The following is an 18,446-nucleotide window of genomic DNA, read 5'->3' as shown; positions in this document are numbered from 1 at the left end:
TGTCACTTGTCACGTGACTAGCACCAATAATGTAAGTAAAAAATAACTTTAATAATTAATAACTCATATGGATGCCATTTGTATTATAATGTAATTATCATAATAAATTACTAATGAATAAGGTAAGGAGAAATGCTTATGCTAGATAAAATTAAACATATGTCTAAAAAAGAAAAGATGGAGTACATATGGGATTACTATAAAATCCACATATTAGTAGGAGTTTTTATAATCATAGCAGTATCATGGACCATTTACACTAATGTGAATAAAACGGAATATGTATTTAACTGTACTTTACTAGGAGAGGGTGTAAATTTAAGCAAGAAAGCAGAGTTTGAGGACAAGCTTACAAAGATAGTATTGGAAGAGCCTGAAGATAAGAAACAGGCTTATATGGATTTTATCGAAGTAAAAGGTTCAAGCAGCGTTGAAAATTCTATAGACCCTTATGCTATGCAGAAGCTATCTGCTAGAGTGGCCGCTGGTGATATAGATATTTTTATTGTAGATGAAAAGAATTTTCAAAGATTTGCTATGCAAGGTATGTTTGAAATATTAGATTCTTTTAGTGAGCTGGATTTAAGTGATAAAAATGCTGTAAAAATTGAGAAGGGGTCCGAAGATGTGAAGTCAGGAATTTATGGAGTGCGTGTGAAGGATAATGCCTCTTTAAAGGATATGGGATATAGCACAGAGGATAAGATAGCCGGAATTGTTACGCTTTCTAAAAATAAAGATAAAGGTGCAGCTGTGCTTAAGTGGCTACAGGAGGACAAATAAGGCTAATAAGGGAAGAATGAATTTAGAAAAAATTATATAATAAAATAAATTAATATGTATATTTAATTTACAATTGAAGAAATTAGCACTTATCTTTACAAGATGGAGTGCTTTTTCTGTGCTTTTAATTTGTATGTAAAGTTATAGTACTTTAATAGGAGTTTATTTTATGTCAATTATTCCAATAAAAATTTGATATCCTATAAATAAGAAAAGCTTAGTGTTGGTAACACTAAGCTGAGTCTTAGAACATTTATTATGTTTTAAAACTAATCTAATAATATAAATAGTAGCAAAACGATTTATCATTAATTAAGTTAGGAAAAGATGCATGTGCTTTTTAATCTTTATCACTAATTTATTATTGTGACATGACAGTATCTATAATTTTTAGGCTTAATCAGGGGAGTGAGTTTGTTATGTTAAAAAGTAATACTGTTAATTACATAAATAGAAATCCAATAAGACATAAGATTGTTGTTATTATAGAAAATACTGAAACTATTTTGGTTTCATGCCAGCCATATAACTCAAAGGAGTGATGAATAGGAGCCATTTTAAAAATACGTTTACCAAATAGTTTGAAAAATACTATTTGAATTAATGATGATAATGCTTCAATAACGTAAATTCCTCCGACAATAATAACAATAAATGGGTTTTTGAGTATCATAGCTATTGTTGCAACAGCACCACCAAGGGCTAAAGAACCAGTATCTCCCATAATTATTTTAGCTGGATAACAATTATATCGTAAGAATCCTAATAAAGCACCTGCTATACAACCGCAGATAATTGATAATGTATAATAACCCATTCCAAAAGATAGTAAAGTAAAGAATGTTACTACAAGTAGTGTTACAGAGGTAGCAAGTCCGTCTAGACCGTCTGTTAGGTTTAATGCATTAGTTGTTGATACGTAATAAAAAATAATAAAGGGTATGTATAAAATTCTTAAGTCAAATAATTTTTTAGTAAATGGAAACATAATTATTGAACCAATTGAAGGATTATAGTATGAATAAATAGCAAAAATACTTGATACAAAAAGTAATAAAATCATTTTTCCTTTTGAAGTTAATCCTTCATTTTTTTTTATGTATTTTCTTTAAAGCATCATCAATGAAACCTATAAATCCAAAAGCAATAAGTGAAGATATCACAAGCAGGACTTCTTTATTATAATTTTTTATCATAAATAACATTGTTATTATTGATGAAAAAATAAAAATAATACCACCAAAGGTAGGAGTTCCAGCCTTTTTTTTATGACTTATTGGAATTCCCTTTTTAATGTTTTGACCTAAATTTAATTTTTTAAATAATGGTATGAGCAATAAACCAGTAACTGTAGATAATAAAAAACTAAATAATACAGCATATATAATAGTACTCATAATAAATCCTTTCTAACTTAATATTTTCTTAACGTCTATTAAGTTCTTAATAATGTTGTAATTTCTAAAATAAATAATGTTTTGATTTTTTATGAACAGAGGAGAAAAGTTTATTTTAACTTCATAATTATGGTAATATATTGATGGAGTTGTAACAATAACTATATATTAATATCAAAATAAATTGAAAAGTATAAAATATTAAATTGAATATTATTCAAGTAACTTGATTGTAAATATAATTTGGAGGGGTAATTTTGAAGAATGAGTTAGGTAAAATTAAAGAAATAGATGAAAAAGTAAAAGATAGATTAGAGTATATAAAATATAATAATGATAGTGTGATGTGTGATATCAATATAATAAAAGCTTTAAAAAATAACATATATGAAAAAACATCTAAAATATTTATATACAATTTAAAAAAGCTTATTCAGTTAGAAATAACACAAAAAAATCTTGCTAGGAAGATAGGGGTTTCAGAAGATTTACTTTCTAAATACAAATCAGCAGAAGCTTTTCCATCTATAGAAACCTTAATATATATTTGTGAAGTATATAACATAAGTATAGATAAACTTATTTATACTCCATTAACAGCAGCTGATATGGAAAACTTAGAAAATAATATGGATGTTAATACAGATATATTTCAAGACAAATATTATGTTTATTTTTTAGTTACCAATATAGCTAAGGAAGGAGCTATACATGAAGGTATCGTCGAATTTTGCGATGATAATGTAGTATTTAAAATTCTTTCTAATGGCGAAGTTGTTAAGTTATTTAAAGGAGGTTACAATACTTTTGACAAGCTTGTATTCTTCAATTTACAAAGTGCTAATGACGGTATTACATATATAAATATGGTTAAGCCTAATTTAAATAAAAATAAATATGTGGGAGGTATAGCTCTGCTTATGTTACCTTCAGATGCAAATAGCAAACCTTGTGCTCAAAAAATTCTCTTTAGCAAAGTAAGGGTAGATAGGGAATTGCATTATGAAAAATTAAAAGAACTTTTAAGCTTTTCTTGTCAAGAAACAACTTTTGGACATGTAAAATTATCTTCAGTTGAAGATGAGTATGCTTATAATTTTATTAGAAAGCTGATTTAATCCAGCGATGGGATAAAGAATTAGGATTATTTATAATACTGTCCTAGAGGTATGAAAACAAGACTTACTTTATTAAAGTAAGTCCTTAATACATCCTTTATGAAAAATATCATGCAAATATATAAGTGTTAGTCGACATTGGGAATATTTTCATTTAAGAAATTAATCCAAGCTTTTTTAGTAAAGTTAGAACACATATCATAGCTTTGAAGATTAATAATCCAGTTTTTAAATGTTAAATAATCTAATTCAATATTTTTTTGCTTAATATTTGTCATAATATTAATAGTTTTTTCAACATCATTAGATTTTATATAAGCATAAATACATTCCAGTAGCAAACACTCCTCGGTTTTAGAAGCCTCTTCTAAATATTCACCCCATTGGTACCATTCAGATTCAGATAAATCTTTTAAGTTCTCAATTGGAGGGTATGAAGTGAAGGAATAATAGAGATTAATAAGTTTAAATCCTAGCTTTTCAGCAATTGCGATTGAACCTTTATTAGAATCTACGCAAAGCCAATCAATTTTTTTATATCCCTTAGCAAAGCAATCTTTAACGGTTGCAGAAGCAGCTATTTTCCCGAAACCATTCCTTCTATACCTTTTATCTGTGTGTATACCAATTGCAATTGTTTTTTCAAAACTACAATCACTTAATACCCAACTCACAATTATCTTGTCATTGCGTACTAAATACCCTGTACCATGTTTTTTAAAAATTTCCTCGCTACCCCAATTTTCACTCAATACTTCTAGTATTATTTCTGAATTTTCAAGGGAACTTTCTTTTAAGAAAGATATATTAACTTTTTCTAATATATATCCAATTTTCAAAGGATCAGTATAATCCACAAAGTTATCATTAGATAACACATAATGCCTTCTTTTATATTTTCTAATGAAATTATTTTTGTGAATAGTCGGTATTTTATCCATCCATTCTAAAGAATCAGGAACTAGCTGATCCCAAAAATCTAATTCTTCAGATACTTGAGAATTAAATACTTCATCATTTGGATTACCAGCAATTAAATTACATTCACTGGTTTTTATCAATGCAGCAGTTGGATTAATAATGTTGTTTGCATAGATTGTACCAGGATTTTCACCATTGATAACAGAGAATACTGATAATTCATCTTGAGATTTAACTAAATTGATTACTTTTTTATAATCTTTTCTTTCTAATTTAAACACAAAATCACTCCTATATCTCTCATTTTTATAAGTCATAAAATCAAAGCTTAACCTGAATTAGAGATAAAGTTATATGAAGATATGAAGGAATTATCATTAGCAAATTTAACTATTAACGCTTTAGATAAAAAAGAACATAAAAATACCACAGCAAGATTAACCTACTGCGGTATTCTTAATATTAGTATTTAAAAGTACATATTAACTGCACTATGAATTCTAATACAAACTATTAAGGCTGAAAGGTTAAATCAAAGTTGTTCAAAGGGCATAACAAATAAAAGTACCTAAATACTGATAAAAAAGCCTTTTGAACTAATATGCAATTATTTTATAATCACCTCATATAACTTTTGCATAAAAAAATCACTCCTTTCGCCTAAGAATAATTAAGCTTTACCAAAATATACCGCAAAATTACTAAGAATGCAATACTTTACTAGTTAGTAAATTTAGATTTCAATAGTGAAACTAAACTAAGAATGAAATAGAACTCTCCACTATATCACCAGACTTTCTATAAGTGTTATGATAATGGCATGGAGGTGCAGATAGTATGGATAAGATATATAAAACAGCAGAAGTAGCTAAAAGAGTTGGGGTACATTCCAACACTGTACGCCTGTACGAAAAGCTTGAATTAATACCAAAGGTGAATAGACTATCAAATGGTTATAGAGTATTTACTGACTATCATGTAGAGCAGTTTAACCTAGCTAGAACTGCCTTTAAGGTAGAGGTTCTACAAAATGGGCTTAGAAAGAAGATAATCAATGTTGTTAAGTTATCTGCCAAGGGTGAGTTTCAAGAGGCAATTAACTGTACAAATGATTATATAAATCAGATAAAACAAGAGCGAAAAAATGCAGAGGAAGCCATAGAGCTTTCAAAGAAGCTTTTATTAGGGGGAGATGCTAAAGGTAATTATAGGCTTTTTACAAGAAAGCAGGCGGCAGACTATCTTCAAGTTACAATGGACACATTAAGAAATTGGGAGATGAATGGTCTACTTACTGTTAAGAGAAAGCAGAATGGGTATCGAGTTTATACTGAAAGTGATATTAATAGATTGAAGATAATACGTACCTTACGTTGTGCTAACTACTCCCTTTCAGCAATTTTAAGAATGATCAATTCCCTATCAGAAAGTAAGGAAACTGATATTAGAGAGGCAATTAATAAACCAAAAAACAATGAGGAGATTGTTACAGCATGTGATAAGCTTCTTACCTCCTTAAGTGATGCAGAAAAAAATGCAAAGAGTATATTGAAGCAATTAGAATTTATGAAAAATGAATTTAATACAAACTCTACATTTTAACACCAGACTTTGTGATGGTGTTATTCTTTTATCAAAAGGAGGGAATAACATATGGAAGTAATAAAAGTTCATAATCTTTATAAATCCTATGAGGATGTTCAAGTGCTGAAGGATGTTAGTTTAACGGTAAAGAAAGGTGAGGTATTTGGATTGCTTGGAGCCAATGGGGCAGGGAAGAGCACTATCATAGAGTGTATTTTAGGTACAAAGAATTTTGATCATGGGCAGGTATCCATCCTAGGTATGAATCCTCAAAAAGAAAGAAAAAAGCTATTTCAGAGAGTTGGGGTTCAGTTTCAAGAATCTAATTATCAAGATAAGATTACGGTGAAAGAGTTGTGTGAAATAACTGAAGTTCTTTATAAAAATCCATTAGATTGCAATAAATTATTAGAGCAGTTTGACCTTCAAGATAAGGTTGAGAATCTAGTAAGCGAACTATCTGGAGGTGAAAAGCAACGATTATTTATTATCCTAGCGTTAATTCCCAGTCCAGAAGTAGTATTCCTAGACGAACTTACAACAGGGCTAGATGTAAAGTCTAGAAGAGATGTGTGGAAGTGCTTATTAAACTTAAAGAAGCAAGGACTCACAATCCTTTTAACATCTCATTTCATGGATGAGGTTGAAGTTCTGTGCGATAAAATATGTATTTTGAAAAATGGAGTAATAGATTTCTATGGAACAGTTGAAGAAGCAGTGGCATTGAGTCCATATGAAAACTTTGAGGATGCTTATTTATGGTTTGTAGATGAGGAGGAATTAGAGGATGAAAGTATTTAGAACAATGTTAAAGACTGAATTAAAGTTATCACTAAGAGGCATGGATATGTTCATCTTTGCAATCTGTATGCCGATGGTGGTAACTGTTATCTTAGGTGTTATTTATGGCAATAAACCTGCATTTCCTGAAGCTGATTTTACATTCATGGAACAATCCTTTGCAGCTGTATCAACCATTGCAATATGTGCAGGTGGTATTATGGGGTTACCATTAGTATTATCTGAGTATCGTCACAGAAAGATATTAAAAAGATTTAGAGTAACACCAGTTAGCCCATCTATGATTTTAGTAGTTCAAGGAGTAATCTATGCTTTATATGCCATTGTTTCATTAATACTTGTTTATTTAACAGCAAAGGTATTTTTTAAGTTTCAGTTTAGAGGTTCATGGATAAACTTTTTAGGAGCGTATGCATTAGTAATGACATCGATGTTCAGTATTGGATTTATGGTGGGAGGAATAGCGAAAAATATTAAAATGGCAGGTGTTATTGCCAGTATTCTATACTTTCCTATGCTTATATTCTCAGGAGCAACATTACCATATGAGGTCATGCCAACAGCGCTTCAAAAAGTGGCAGATATCTTACCCTTAGCTCAGGGAATAAAGCTTTTAAAAAGCGCATCACTTAATTTAAGCATAGATAATGCAATACTACCAATTTTAATTGTAAGTATAATTGCTGTGATATGTATTTTGGTATCTATTAAGTTTTTTAGATGGGAGTAATTTGAAACTAATAAAGAAACATTAAGAGTTTAAAGAGCTCTATAGTATTATTTTCAACATAAGAAATTAAGTGAATAGATGTAAAAACCTCATTTAGGCAAGGTGCGGAGAACCGAACCACGAGTAAATGAGGTTTTATTATTCAATATATTTAAATTTAAGTATTTTTCTAAATGCTTGTTTGCTTTCCCTAATTACAATAAGTAATAACTCATATGGCTGCCATTATGTATTACTTTGTGTAGTTATCAAAATAACCTTGGATGTATATGATTGGAGTACCTTTGTCACCGCTGCCTGAAGTTAGGTCGGATAGTGAGCCTATAAGGTCAGTAAGCTGTCTTGGAGTAGTACCTTGTGATTCCATAGAGCCTACAAGGTCTGCTTCTTTATGAGTAATATAGTCGGAGATAGCTTTTTTAAGATCTTCTCCTTTTAAATCAGCAAAGTTATTGTCTGCAAGATATTTTAATTTAACTTCATTAGGAGTGCCTTCAAGTCCTGAGGTGTAAGCAGGTGATACTACTGGGTCAGCAAGCTCCCAAATCTTACCTACTGGATCTTTAAAGGCTCCGTCTCCATAGATCATAACCTCTACAGTTTTACCTGTCTTTTCTTTAAGCATAGCTTGTATTTTATCTACTACAGGCTGGCAGTTACGTGGGAAAAGCTTAACTGTTTCTTCTGTGGCTTTGTTTGATCCTAAAAGACCATAATTTTCATTATATCCGCTGCCATCAATGGATGTGGATAAAATATCATCAAGGCTGTATATTTTTTCTCCACCATTGGCTTTTAATATTCTCTTAGTTCTAAATCTTGTATGAATATCGCAAGTAAGAACGCTCTTTGTATAATCTAAAATGGTTTTTGCATTGTTGGAGAAGATAACTTCACACTCTGTGCCATATTCTTCGATTAAAGACTTGTAGTATTCAATATAATCTACTCCAGTGAAAACATGTTTCTTATATCCAAAATGTTTACGGAATTCTTCTTCAGTTAACACATCTGTCCAAGGATTAATTCCTTTTTCATCTAGCATATCCATATCTACTAAATGGTTGCCTACCTCATCAGAAGGATAGCTAAGCATTAAAACAACTTTCTTAGTTCCTTTTGCTATACCACGAAGGCAAATAGCAAAGCGGTTACGGCTTAAAATAGGAAATATTACACCTACAGTATCTTCGCCGAACATGGATTTAACATCTTTTGCAATGTTATCAATAGTGGCATAATTTCCTTGAGCACGTGCTACTACAGATTCTGTTACAGTAACTATATCCTTATCATTAATAGAATATCCTTCTATTTCAGAAGCTTTTAATACAGTGTTAACAACTATTTCTGTAATGTCGTCTCCTTTATTGATAATTGGGGCACGTAAACCTCTAACTACAGTTCCAACCATTCTTTCCATATTTATATCTCCTTAATTATCTTCAATTTATATAAGGCGTAAAATTAATACCTTATACTTGTACTATATAATATTTATATGGTATAAGTAAAATAAATATATGTAATGAGAGGTATAAGGAGTGCTTATATGATAAGTAAGTTAGATTTATATAAGGTCTTTTGTGAAGTAGCTAAATGTGAAAGCTTTTCTAAAGGGGCAAAGGCGCTTTACATGACTCAGCCCGCTGTAAGTCAAGCGATTATGCAGCTGGAAGAGGAACTGGAGGTAAGACTTTTTACAAGAACCTCTAGAGGGGTAACCCTCACTAATGAAGGGAAACTCCTATTTGAGTATGCAAATTCTGCTATAAATTTAATTAATGTAGGGGAAGAAAAAATTTTAGAATCTAAAAATGTAATGCTGGGAGATTTGAAAATAGGGGTGGGTGATGCTATTTCAAGATACTTTTTGCTGCCATATTTAGATAGCTTTCATAATCAGTATCCTAATATTAAGCTGAAGATTGTAAATAAGACCACTCTAGAGCTGTGCACCATGTTAAAGTCAGGTGCCATAGATATTGCCATTTGCAATTTTCCTATTGAAGACACAACTTTAGAAATAAAAAAATGCATGGAGGTACAAGATGTTTTTGTTTGCGGAGACAAGTATAAAAGCAGCCTTTCCATGCCTTTAAGCTTTGAAGAACTTGCAAAAATGCCGCTGATATTGTTGGACAACAAATCAAATTCAAGAAAGTATGTGGAAAAGTACATTTTATCAAAAGGGGTTAAAATCACCTCAGAAATTGAACTTGGATCTCATGACTTATTATTAGAATTTGCAAGAATAAACTTAGGGATAGCTTGCGTTATTAAAGAATTTTCCCAAGAGTATTTTGATAATGGAACCTTATTTGAAGTTACCACAGTAGAAGAGATACCTAAAAGAAACATTGGCTTTTGTTATTCAAAGAGCGTGTCCCTATCTCCGGCTTCAAAAAAGTTTGTGGAGATATTGGAAAGTTAAATATGCTTTATTAATAAAATCATTTTTAAATAAGAAATTAATTGTTTTTTATGAGATTAATGATAGTTTTTGAGTAGCATAAACTTAAGTCTTAAAATATTTTATATTAAAGTATAATTATGTAATATTTGTAATTTTGTTGGAATATATTTATTCATTTAGGTATAATTAATATATAAAATATTACCTATAAGTATCTGAAGGAAAGATGCATAAGATTTGTCATAGATAAGGTGGCTAATAGTATATGAATGGAGATTTTTAAAGTGGTGAAAAAATATTCTAAATTTCTATGTGAATTAATATTTATAATGATCTTTTGTATTTTAGGATATATTTATTATTCCGAAATTTATCCGAATTATATTTATAAAAGAATGATATTGTCTATATTTTTAGTAATTCTTCTTATGAATTTTATATATAAATTTAAAGAGGAAAAAGATGATATTTTTATAAATAAAAAAGCTCTACTCGTTTTTGCTATCATTTACAGTATAAATATACTGATGAATTTAAATATTAATATTTTAAAAAAAGTAATGATGCATTGGAGTTTAGGAAAAGTATTAATAATTCAGTTAATTATGGGTATGATTCCAATTTTCATAGGATATTCATTTAAAATAAAGCTTAGTAATTTCAAGTGGAAAACTTCCGTGAAGTGGTTATTAATTTCTACATCCATATTCATAATTTATTTTATACCTAAAATTATATTACTTGGAAGTGAAGCTTTTCAGTATAGAAATTATTATAGTAAACCCGATTATATAATTAATATAATAAATGCTTTGATATTTAATGTATTTATAGAGGAATTAGTGTATAGGGGATATCTAATATCTGGATTAAAGGCATTAAAACTAAATGAGTTTATAATAAATGCGATACAAGCCATTATTTTTGGACTTATTCATATATATCAAGTTCCCAATACGCATATATTCATGGGAGTAAGTTGGCATATATTAATGGGATATATTTTAGGTAAATTATACTTTAAGTCTAAATCCCTTACTCCGGGTATTCTCCTTCACTTATTAATTAATATGGTTTAATCTTAATCAAAATTATATTTTAAAATGACCATTGGATATATTTGAAATTTATTTTAAATTATATATAAAGAAGTTATAGTACTCTGAACATTTTATTTTAAATGTTCAGAGTACTATAACTTTGTTTTTGAAATGATAAAGTCAGCTATTGGAACGATATTAGGAAGCATATTATTAACCTAATTACTTCAGTATTGATTATTTAGAAGAAGTGACTTTTCACTGTTTTTCAGAGTTTATATAAGAATATAAATTAAACTTCTATCAATTCAAGTATTCTCTTAGGGTTTTCAAGAATGTAATTTGCATCAATTCCTTCTGAAGATTTAGCTCCCCATAATGCTAAGGCAAAATCTATCCCTGCGCTAGAGGCACAGTGCATGTCATATTTAGTGTCACCAATATATATGGTCTTGGATTTATCTGCACCGGACAATTCAATAAATTTTAAAATTGGCTCAGGATTAGGTTTGTGCTTTTCAGTATCATCTGCGCAAACAACAAATTTAAAGTATTTAGTTAAATCAAAGGGTACGAAGTCATTTGTGAACTCTTCTTTGGTCTTTGATGTAACTATACCTGTTGAAATATTCATTTCATTCAATTTTACTAAAGTATCCTTAATGCCCTCAAAAACCTTCACATGATGAAAATATTCTTTTAAATAGCTATTCCATTTTTCATTTGACTCAAAAATATTATTTATTCCAAGTTTTTTTAATGCCGTTTCTCCTGGAATACCTAAAACAAAATTTAAATCTTCAAAACTATAATTTTTATTAAGCTCTTCCAATAGAAATTTTTGAAGCGATGAAAGAACTGCGGTTTCAGTGTCTAAAATTGTACCATCAATATCAAATATAATATAGTTATACATTTGTACCATCCCTTACTAAAATGATTTTAATATTTACTTATAATATAATTACTCATTCTTCATTATTATCCAATACCTTTGAACTATATTCCCATTATCCTCAACTAACTCGTTTTCAAGGACACCATCATTTGCAATAATAGTTTTTGCTGAACCGATATTATCCTTATCACAGGTTATTAAAATTTGTTTTATTCCCATATCATTGCACTTTTCAAGAGCCAATTTCAGCATTGCGGTTGCGTAACCTTTTCTTCTTTTAGTAGGTCTTATTCCATAGCCTATATGTCCACCTAATCGGAGAAGTTGTTCATTTAAGTAATGCCTTATACTAATTGCACCAAGTAACCTATTATCCTCATTTACTAAAAAGAAAGTATCGGAAGGCGAAAAGTGAGATGGACATGTTTCTCTTTTCCTATATGATTCTAAAGTTTGTAACCAGTCATTATAATCAGCTTCTCTTCTTCTTATTGCTCCTGGATATATATGCTCATTTGTTTCTTCCCATTCTATCATCATCTCTATGTATGCGTCTTTATGCTCCATTGAAGGAGACACTAAATAAACCTTCTCCAACTTTAAATCACAACCTCTCCAAATTTCTTAATATCATATCTTTATTCAATTATAAGAAATTTTAAGGTTGATTACAAACATTTGCCATCCACCCGCTTCTTCACTTTGCTATAATTATAATATAGTAGTAAAAGTTATAATAATTAATAAAAATGTGAGGAGGAAAATATGAATAGACAAGGTGAAGCAAATAAAGAAGCATGGTCATATAGGGCTTATGAGTATTGGATAAATGATTTAGGAGTACCTAGTGAAGTTTCTAGAGATATGCTTAAACAACCCAAAAGGTATTTACGAAGACATATAGAACTCCTAGGTGATATAAAAGGAAAGAAAATTGCTAATTTGTTAGGGTTTTGTGGGAAAAAAGCTATACCTTTGGCTATCCTTGGAGCGGATGTGACTATAGTAGATATTTCTATGGAAAATAAGAAATATGCTATGGAAGTAGCGGAGCAGGCAGGAGTAAATTTGAACTACATAGTATCGGATTTTCAAGGATTTGATATTAGTGATTATACTAGTTACTTTGATATTGTTTATTTAGAAGGAGGCATACTTCACTATTTTTCAGACCTAAATATGTTCTCAAGAAAAATATATGAGATGCTTAAAGTTGGTGGTAAAGTAGTACTAAATGATTTTCATCCTATAAGAAAGATATTCAAAAAACGTGATATATTTGATATGAGTATAGATAGAGTAGAGCTTGAAGGAGATTATTTTGAAACTGAATTATGGTTAGGTGAAGTTGCCTATAAAAAGTTTTTCTCTGATTCTGAAAAAGATGAGTTTTCAGACTGTTTGCTAAGATATTGGACGATGGGTGAAATAATAACTGCTTTTGCTTCAGCAGGATTTATTATTGAAAAACTTATTGAGGGTCCAAGGTTTGATGAATATAAAAATATTCCTGGAGATTTTACATTAGTTGCATCTAAATTAAAAATTATAAAATAGAAATTAATTAAATATACGAAATTCTTAAGGTAAGTAATGATTATAAAATATTATGAATTTAGAGGTGGATTATCTATGAATAATTTTGAGATTGTAAGTGGAAGTGTGGAATTACTTGATTTGGTACAACCTTTATGGGAAAAATTGAAAAAACACCATGAAATGAACTCCAGCTATTTTTCAGATAGAATAAATGGACTAACATTTCAGGTTAGAAAAAATAAGTTTATTAAGGATAAAACCTTAAAGGTAAAAATAGACTTAATTAAGGAAAGTAAAAATGAATTATATATTGGTTATTGTATTAGCACCATAAATGAGGATTTAGCAGGAGAAATTGATTCTCTTTATTTGGATAAAGAATATCGAAAGTATGGTTTAGGGGATAAATTGATGAACAGTGCATTGGAGTGGCTGGACAGTAACCAAGTAAAAACAAAGATAATAGGAGTAGCAGAAGGAAACGAAAATGTATTAGAATTCTATAAAAAATATGGATTTTATAAAAGAAGTGTAATTTTACAGCAGGTAAAGAAATAGAGGTTATTATATTGTGAATTAAAATACATAAGATATACACAAAAATAATATTAGTATTAATATGAAAGGGATAATGGGAATGAAGAGACTATACAGTGTATTATTTGCCCTACATTTATTTGTAGGCATAGGGGCAATGGCTGGAGGGTTGGCTGCCATACTTAATCCTCAAGAACCACTGGGAGCACCAATTGAGTTATTACAAAACTCACCTTTTAATAATTTTCTTATACCAGGTATTATCCTATTTACTGTAATAGGACTTGGAAATGTTATTAGTGCTATAATCCTTGGGTTAAGGTTTAAGTTTCAGGGATATGTAAGTGTTGTTTTTAGCGGAGCTTTAGTTATTTGGATTATAGTTCAATGCATAATGATTAATTCAATTGTTTTTTTGCATGTTTTATTTTTTATTATCGGATTAACCCAAAGTGTTTTATCAGCACTTATTATATTTGAGCAGCGATTGTTTCCATCAAAACTAATTTTGAATTTCTATAATAGGCTTCGTTAGGGCTATTTCTTCATAGATTACACTAAATAAGTTAGTACACCCATAGACTACCTTATTTTGCACAATTTATTAAGGTTCTGACGTAACAACTTCATCTTTCTTATTTAATTCTTTGGTATATTTTGCAGTGATTCTACTCATAAGATTATATAGATGATATTCCCATTTCTTTGTATGCCTTAGTTTTGCTATCTTCAAATTGCAGGCTATTGGGAGGTGTTTAAAATTATAAAGCTTCAATATTTAGAAAAAGAGGATTTGAAAAAAATTGTACAGTGGAATGCAAACAAATCTGCTGACTATTTATTACAATGGGCTGGACCTGCCTATACTTATCCTTTAACTCTTAAACAAGTGGAGGAGCACTATTTTGATGATATTAAAAGAAAGAATTCCAATATACTTGCTTACAAAATACAATTAATTGACACAAATGAAATTGTTGGAACTATTGAATTACGTGAAATAGATAAAAAGAATAAAGTTGGAAGGATATGCAGGTTTTTGATTGGCGAAGAGAATGTTAGAGGAAATGGTATTGGGACGCTGGCATTAAAAGAAATATTAAGAATTGGATTTACAGAGTTAAACTTTGAAAAGATAACACTGGGAGTATTTGATTTTAACCTTGGTGCCATTAAATGTTATGAAAACGCCGGGTTTGTTAAAGAAAAGTTTTTAGAAAGCACAAGAAAAGCGGCAGTGGGTTATTGGAATATATATGAAATGTCTATTTTAAAAGCTCAATGGCAAACAGAGTAATGATAATTTATGCTAATGAAGGAGATGCATAAGCAATGAAGACTAAGTATAGTAAATTCCAGCTTTTTTTAGAGATAATAGGTGCTGCGATCTTAATTTCTTTCTTTATATTTTTAGTTAAAAGTTGGAGTAGTATTCCAGAAAGGATACCAGGCCATTATAATGCTGCAGGAGTGGTGGACAGATGGGGAAATAAAAATGAAATACTAATGCTGCCCATTATTGGAGCAATATTGTATCTAGGACTTACAATAATAACTTTTTTTCCTCAAATATGGAATGTTCCTATGCCTCAAAACCAAGAAAACAAAGAAGCTGTGTATAAGTGCATGAAGACTATGCTTATATCCCTTAAGGTAGAGATCACAGCTATGTTCTTTTATATAACTTTTCATTCAGTTAATTCAATGGACTTACCTATAGCTTTTTTACCCATAGTTTTACTTATTATATTTGGCTCTTTAACTTATTTTATCGTTAGGAGCTATCGATTGAGCAAGTAATAATTATTGAAAATTAAGCAAGAGAGGAATTATTAATGCTTTGCTCATAAAACAAGCAGCTAACTTTTTTACAATAGGAAGCTGCTATTTTTAGATTTTTATATAAATAACTCTGCTAGTTTAATTAATGTATCCTATGGATGTCATTTTTTTATTTTGATATAATTACCATATAAACTTATAATTGGAGGGTGTTTCTGTGATTATTTTAAGAATCATATTAATAGCTCTTATAATACTAGGAGCAGTTTCAATAAAATATCCAGAGGAAACATACATGTTTGGCAGGAGATGGATGTATAAAGATGATGTTGAGTTAAGTGAATTTGCAATAGATATTATAAAATTTCAAGGCATTATCGCAATTATATTTTTCTCCATATTATTTATTAGTACTTTTATGGGATAATTGCTTTAGTTAATAAATAGGGTTTAATGTACTTATTTTAAATAGCATTACAGTTTGCTTTTTTATAAGGAATTGAATATTTTTACATGTAATAATAGTTTCATATGAAACTAAGATTTTTATATTAAATGAGGTACAAAATGGAGATTAAAAGAATTTTAAGTGACAAGAAGCAATTTCTTGATCTGCTACTGTTAGCGGATGAACAAGAAGATATGATTGATAGATATTTAGAACGTGGAGATGTTTTTGCTTTATATGATGGAAATTTAAAAAGCATTTGTGTAGTGACAAAGGAAGAGGAAGGAATATATGAACTTAAGAATATCGCAACTTACGAAAGGTATCAAGGAAAAGGCTATGGAAAAGCCCTGGTGAATTATATCCTTGATCAGTATAGCGACAAATGCAAAACAATGTTGGTAGGTACGGGGGACAGCCCTCTTACTATTCCATTTTATGAGCACTGTGGGTTTACAATTTCACATAGAGTTAAAAATTTTTTTACTGATAACTATAATCATCCTATTTTCGAAAATGGGATTCAACTTGTTGATATGGTGTACTTGAGGAAAGACTTTTAAAGACTTATAAAAATATTTTGCAGTTTGAGGAGAAGGAAATGAATAAAATTATTATTAAAGAAAATAAAAAGAAAGTGATGAATCTTTTAACACTAGGTATTATCATGTCACTTTTAAGTATTTATGTTTTAGTAAATGGATTAATAGAAACAAAAATATTTTATACCATTATTGGAGTAGTAGGTACAATATTTTTTTGTGGAAGTTTTATATTTATGGTGAAGAGTAGCTTAACTCATAAACCACCCCTAATAATAGGTGAAGATGGTATAACCGATATGTCCACCGCTTTTAGCGTTGGCTTTATCCATTGGGAAGAAATCCAATCCGTATATGCTAAAAAGATTTGTTATGAAAGATTTATAGGAATAACTGTTAACGATATTAACATACTTACGAAAAGAGTTTCTTTTCTAAAGAAAGTGGGTATTAAAATAAACTTATTTCTAAATTATCCACCTGTGACAATAAATTTAAGTACAGCAGATGTAGAGTTTAATGAAGTATTAGAACTAGTGCGGAATAGGTTAGAAGAATATAGAGGATATTCAATATAGCATTTGGTTTAAAATTATAAATATATATTATTAATAATAGAATTATTTAGAAAACCATATTAATTTTTTTATGTATTAAAGGGGGTAGGGTTAATGAAATATGAGATTAAAAGGTTAAGTAACTTGAAGGGAGAGTATACAACTCAAGTATCAAAAATATTTATAGATAGTTTTGGGCATATGTTTAAAGATTTTACAGAAGATACTAAAGCTTTGCAAGAATGTTTTGAAAAGTCCCTTATTACATCAATGATATATGTGGCACTAGATAATGATAAAGTTGTTGGATTCATAGCAGTATCAACAAATAAAAGCCGAGTGCTTAACTTTAATACAAAGGCATTTGCTAAGCACTTTGGAAGGATACGGGGAAATATTTTTTGTGCCCAGTTAAATATGATTATGGGAAAACCAGCAGTTAAAAATGATAATGAGTGCTATATTGATTTTGTAGCAGTGGATAAGGAATATAGAAACAAAGGAGTAGCAATAATTCTTTTTAATTATGTTCATGAGAATGAGACTTATGATGAATATAACTTAGATGTTTTAAGCAAAAATGAAAATGCAATAAAGCTTTATGAAAAATTAGGATATGAAGTTGTAAAAGTTAAAAAGAACCTTATCACTAATTTAAATGGGTTAGGAGATATGGTAATTATGAAGTATTCCACTAATAATAAGTAATTGGTTTCTGTTGAAGTTATATCTACTAAAAAATAAGGGGGATGTACAGTTAAGCGAAATCTATAAAAAAATATTGAATAACATTATATTATTATTACAATTATATTGAGGTTATAATTAATGATGTATTATTCAATAGGTGAATTTACAGATTTAATAGGTAAAACTCCGCAAACATTAAGAGATTGGCATATGAAAGGCTCATTTACTCCACACCACATAACAGAAGGTGGTACAAGATATTATTCACAAGAGCAGCTTAATCATTTTTTGGGAATTAAAGGCATTGAAACTAAAAAAATAATAGGATATTGTAGAGTTAGTTCACATAAGCAAAAGGATGACCTTGAAAGGCAAATAGAGAATGTTAAAACATACATGATTGCTAAAGGGTATTCTTTTGATGTTATTACTGATATAGGAAGTGGAATTAACGTTTTTAGTTGTAGACTTCAAGGTAAGAGAGCCAATAAAGCTAAAAAAATGATTAAGGAGCTGTTAGAGAGTGATATTGGGGAAGAAAGTTAGATTATACCCAACTAAAGAGCAGGAACAAAAACTATGGCAATCAGTAGGTACTGCAAGATTTATATATAATTGGACTTTAGCAAGACAAGAAGAAAACTATAAAAATGGTGGTAAATT

Annotated in this window: 22 protein-coding genes and 1 pseudogene; 18 read left to right on the top strand and 5 right to left on the bottom strand. The window is 29.5% G+C overall.

Annotation, left to right across the window (positions count from 1 at the left end):
• Positions 1 to 138 precede the first annotated feature (138 nt).
• Positions 139 to 783, top strand: coding sequence for an extracellular solute-binding protein (locus BUA82_RS04665; RefSeq protein WP_073005203.1), 645 nt, complete (start codon positions 139 to 141; stop codon positions 781 to 783).
• A 442-nt stretch (positions 784 to 1,225) separates the two neighbouring features.
• Here the strand turns inward: BUA82_RS04665 and mraY are convergent.
• Positions 1,226 to 2,180: pseudogene (gene mraY / locus BUA82_RS04660) on the bottom strand (phospho-N-acetylmuramoyl-pentapeptide-transferase).
• Positions 2,181 to 2,437: 257 nt separating this feature from the next.
• Here mraY and BUA82_RS04655 point away from each other — a divergent pair.
• Positions 2,438 to 3,298: a helix-turn-helix domain-containing protein gene (locus BUA82_RS04655; RefSeq protein WP_073005201.1), complete on the top strand. Its 861-nt coding sequence runs from the start codon at positions 2,438 to 2,440 to the stop codon at positions 3,296 to 3,298.
• 128 nt (positions 3,299 to 3,426) lie between these two features.
• Here BUA82_RS04655 and BUA82_RS04650 read toward each other — a convergent pair whose 3' ends face one another.
• The gene (locus BUA82_RS04650) at positions 3,427 to 4,500 is read right to left on the bottom strand and encodes a GNAT family N-acetyltransferase (protein ID WP_073005199.1); all 1,074 of its coding nucleotides are present in this window, start codon (positions 4,498 to 4,500) and stop codon (positions 3,427 to 3,429) included.
• Between the two features lie 556 nt (positions 4,501 to 5,056).
• Here BUA82_RS04650 and BUA82_RS04645 point away from each other — a divergent pair.
• The 3 genes from BUA82_RS04645 to BUA82_RS04635 are packed head-to-tail and all read left to right on the top strand — an operon-like array spanning position 5,057 to position 7,334.
• Positions 5,057 to 5,821 (top strand): MerR family transcriptional regulator, encoded by a 765-nt coding sequence (locus tag BUA82_RS04645; RefSeq protein WP_073005197.1) that lies wholly within the window; start codon positions 5,057 to 5,059, stop codon positions 5,819 to 5,821.
• A gap of 51 nt (positions 5,822 to 5,872) precedes the next feature.
• Positions 5,873 to 6,604 carry an ABC transporter ATP-binding protein gene (locus BUA82_RS04640; protein ID WP_073005194.1) on the top strand — a complete coding sequence of 244 codons (732 nt, stop codon included), beginning with the start codon at positions 5,873 to 5,875 and terminating at the stop codon, positions 6,602 to 6,604.
• Positions 6,591 to 7,334: an ABC transporter permease gene (locus BUA82_RS04635; protein ID WP_073005192.1), complete on the top strand. Its 744-nt coding sequence runs from the start codon at positions 6,591 to 6,593 to the stop codon at positions 7,332 to 7,334. The genes BUA82_RS04640 and BUA82_RS04635 overlap by 14 nt, the downstream gene beginning before the upstream one ends.
• A 232-nt stretch (positions 7,335 to 7,566) precedes the next feature.
• Here the strand turns inward: BUA82_RS04635 and BUA82_RS04630 are convergent, their stop codons facing one another.
• Complete coding sequence (locus BUA82_RS04630) at positions 7,567 to 8,757, bottom strand: coenzyme F420-0:L-glutamate ligase (RefSeq protein ID WP_073005190.1); 1,191 nt, start codon at positions 8,755 to 8,757, stop codon at positions 7,567 to 7,569.
• A 129-nt stretch (positions 8,758 to 8,886) separates the two neighbouring features.
• Between BUA82_RS04630 and BUA82_RS04625 the strand changes: the two genes are divergently transcribed.
• Both BUA82_RS04625 and BUA82_RS20615 read left to right on the top strand, forming a co-directional pair.
• The gene (locus BUA82_RS04625; protein ID WP_073005188.1) at positions 8,887 to 9,768 is read left to right on the top strand and encodes a LysR family transcriptional regulator; all 882 of its coding nucleotides are present in this window, start codon (positions 8,887 to 8,889) and stop codon (positions 9,766 to 9,768) included.
• A gap of 659 nt (positions 9,769 to 10,427) precedes the next feature.
• Positions 10,428 to 10,829 (top strand): CPBP family intramembrane glutamic endopeptidase, encoded by a 402-nt coding sequence (locus BUA82_RS20615; protein WP_178140692.1) that lies wholly within the window; start codon positions 10,428 to 10,430, stop codon positions 10,827 to 10,829.
• 253 nt (positions 10,830 to 11,082) lie between these two features.
• On the opposite strand, the gene BUA82_RS04615 is transcribed toward BUA82_RS20615, so the two are convergent.
• Both BUA82_RS04615 and BUA82_RS04610 read right to left on the bottom strand, forming a co-directional pair.
• Positions 11,083 to 11,706, bottom strand: coding sequence for an HAD family hydrolase (locus BUA82_RS04615; RefSeq protein ID WP_073005184.1), 624 nt, complete (start codon positions 11,704 to 11,706; stop codon positions 11,083 to 11,085).
• Positions 11,707 to 11,754: 48 nt separating this feature from the next.
• Positions 11,755 to 12,285 (bottom strand): GNAT family N-acetyltransferase, encoded by a 531-nt coding sequence (locus tag BUA82_RS04610; protein WP_073005182.1) that lies wholly within the window; start codon positions 12,283 to 12,285, stop codon positions 11,755 to 11,757.
• 168 nt (positions 12,286 to 12,453) lie between these two features.
• On the opposite strand from BUA82_RS04610, the gene BUA82_RS04605 reads away from it, so the two are divergent.
• The 11 genes from BUA82_RS04605 to BUA82_RS04555 form a co-directional block, all read left to right on the top strand.
• On the top strand, positions 12,454 to 13,245 hold the full coding sequence (locus BUA82_RS04605) for a class I SAM-dependent methyltransferase (RefSeq protein WP_073005180.1): 792 nt from the start codon (positions 12,454 to 12,456) through the stop codon (positions 13,243 to 13,245).
• A 75-nt stretch (positions 13,246 to 13,320) separates the two neighbouring features.
• Complete coding sequence (locus BUA82_RS04600; protein WP_073005178.1) at positions 13,321 to 13,785, top strand: GNAT family N-acetyltransferase; 465 nt, start codon at positions 13,321 to 13,323, stop codon at positions 13,783 to 13,785.
• A 79-nt stretch (positions 13,786 to 13,864) separates the two neighbouring features.
• A complete protein-coding gene (locus BUA82_RS04595) occupies positions 13,865 to 14,299 on the top strand; it encodes a hypothetical protein (protein ID WP_083599784.1) in 435 nt (144 codons plus the stop codon).
• Between the two features lie 216 nt (positions 14,300 to 14,515).
• Positions 14,516 to 15,061 carry a GNAT family N-acetyltransferase gene (locus tag BUA82_RS04590; protein ID WP_242948923.1) on the top strand — a complete coding sequence of 182 codons (546 nt, stop codon included), beginning with the start codon at positions 14,516 to 14,518 and terminating at the stop codon, positions 15,059 to 15,061.
• Between the two features lie 35 nt (positions 15,062 to 15,096).
• The gene (locus BUA82_RS04585; protein ID WP_073005174.1) at positions 15,097 to 15,564 is read left to right on the top strand and encodes a DUF1648 domain-containing protein; all 468 of its coding nucleotides are present in this window, start codon (positions 15,097 to 15,099) and stop codon (positions 15,562 to 15,564) included.
• 199 nt (positions 15,565 to 15,763) lie between these two features.
• A complete protein-coding gene (locus BUA82_RS04580; RefSeq protein ID WP_083599783.1) occupies positions 15,764 to 15,973 on the top strand; it encodes a DUF6199 family natural product biosynthesis protein in 210 nt (69 codons plus the stop codon).
• Positions 15,974 to 16,113: 140 nt separating this feature from the next.
• Positions 16,114 to 16,557: a GNAT family N-acetyltransferase gene (locus tag BUA82_RS04575; RefSeq protein WP_073005168.1), complete on the top strand. Its 444-nt coding sequence runs from the start codon at positions 16,114 to 16,116 to the stop codon at positions 16,555 to 16,557.
• Positions 16,558 to 16,595: 38 nt separating this feature from the next.
• Complete coding sequence (locus BUA82_RS04570; protein ID WP_073005166.1) at positions 16,596 to 17,114, top strand: STM3941 family protein; 519 nt, start codon at positions 16,596 to 16,598, stop codon at positions 17,112 to 17,114.
• A 93-nt stretch (positions 17,115 to 17,207) separates the two neighbouring features.
• Complete coding sequence (locus BUA82_RS04565; RefSeq protein WP_073005163.1) at positions 17,208 to 17,801, top strand: GNAT family N-acetyltransferase; 594 nt, start codon at positions 17,208 to 17,210, stop codon at positions 17,799 to 17,801.
• 120 nt (positions 17,802 to 17,921) lie between these two features.
• On the top strand, positions 17,922 to 18,329 hold the full coding sequence (locus BUA82_RS04560; protein WP_073005161.1) for a MerR family transcriptional regulator: 408 nt from the start codon (positions 17,922 to 17,924) through the stop codon (positions 18,327 to 18,329).
• Positions 18,307 to 18,446 (top strand): helix-turn-helix domain-containing protein (locus tag BUA82_RS04555; protein WP_178140691.1); only part of this gene is annotated, 140 nt, incomplete at its 3' end. The genes BUA82_RS04560 and BUA82_RS04555, both read left to right, overlap by 23 nt.

The organism is Clostridium amylolyticum, from assembly GCF_900142075.1.
Lineage (GTDB): Bacteria > Bacillota > Clostridia > Clostridiales > Clostridiaceae > Clostridium_AA > Clostridium_AA amylolyticum.
The sequence above is the reverse complement of the archived record's forward strand: the minus strand, read 5'-3'. Positions and strand labels throughout refer to the sequence as shown.

Bases quoted from the DNA above. Each gene is read 5' to 3' on its own strand.
- BUA82_RS04665 (WP_073005203.1), top strand. From the start codon at position 139: ATGCTAGATAAAATTAAACATATGTCTAAAAAAGAAAAGATGGAGTAC.
- BUA82_RS04645 (WP_073005197.1), top strand. From the start codon at position 5,057: ATGGATAAGATATATAAAACAGCAGAAGTAGCTAAAAGAGTTGGGGTA.
- BUA82_RS04640 (WP_073005194.1), top strand. From the start codon at position 5,873: ATGGAAGTAATAAAAGTTCATAATCTTTATAAATCCTATGAGGATGTT.
- BUA82_RS04635 (WP_073005192.1), top strand. From the start codon at position 6,591: ATGAAAGTATTTAGAACAATGTTAAAGACTGAATTAAAGTTATCACTA.
- BUA82_RS04630 (WP_073005190.1), bottom strand. From the start codon at position 8,757: ATGGAAAGAATGGTTGGAACTGTAGTTAGAGGTTTACGTGCCCCAATT.
- BUA82_RS04625 (WP_073005188.1), top strand. From the start codon at position 8,887: ATGATAAGTAAGTTAGATTTATATAAGGTCTTTTGTGAAGTAGCTAAA.
- BUA82_RS04615 (WP_073005184.1), bottom strand. From the start codon at position 11,706: ATGTATAACTATATTATATTTGATATTGATGGTACAATTTTAGACACT.
- BUA82_RS04605 (WP_073005180.1), top strand. From the start codon at position 12,454: ATGAATAGACAAGGTGAAGCAAATAAAGAAGCATGGTCATATAGGGCT.
- BUA82_RS04600 (WP_073005178.1), top strand. From the start codon at position 13,321: ATGAATAATTTTGAGATTGTAAGTGGAAGTGTGGAATTACTTGATTTG.
- BUA82_RS04595 (WP_083599784.1), top strand. From the start codon at position 13,865: ATGAAGAGACTATACAGTGTATTATTTGCCCTACATTTATTTGTAGGC.
- BUA82_RS04585 (WP_073005174.1), top strand. From the start codon at position 15,097: ATGAAGACTAAGTATAGTAAATTCCAGCTTTTTTTAGAGATAATAGGT.
- BUA82_RS04575 (WP_073005168.1), top strand. From the start codon at position 16,114: ATGGAGATTAAAAGAATTTTAAGTGACAAGAAGCAATTTCTTGATCTG.
- BUA82_RS04570 (WP_073005166.1), top strand. From the start codon at position 16,596: ATGAATAAAATTATTATTAAAGAAAATAAAAAGAAAGTGATGAATCTT.
- BUA82_RS04565 (WP_073005163.1), top strand. From the start codon at position 17,208: ATGAAATATGAGATTAAAAGGTTAAGTAACTTGAAGGGAGAGTATACA.
- BUA82_RS04560 (WP_073005161.1), top strand. From the start codon at position 17,922: ATGATGTATTATTCAATAGGTGAATTTACAGATTTAATAGGTAAAACT.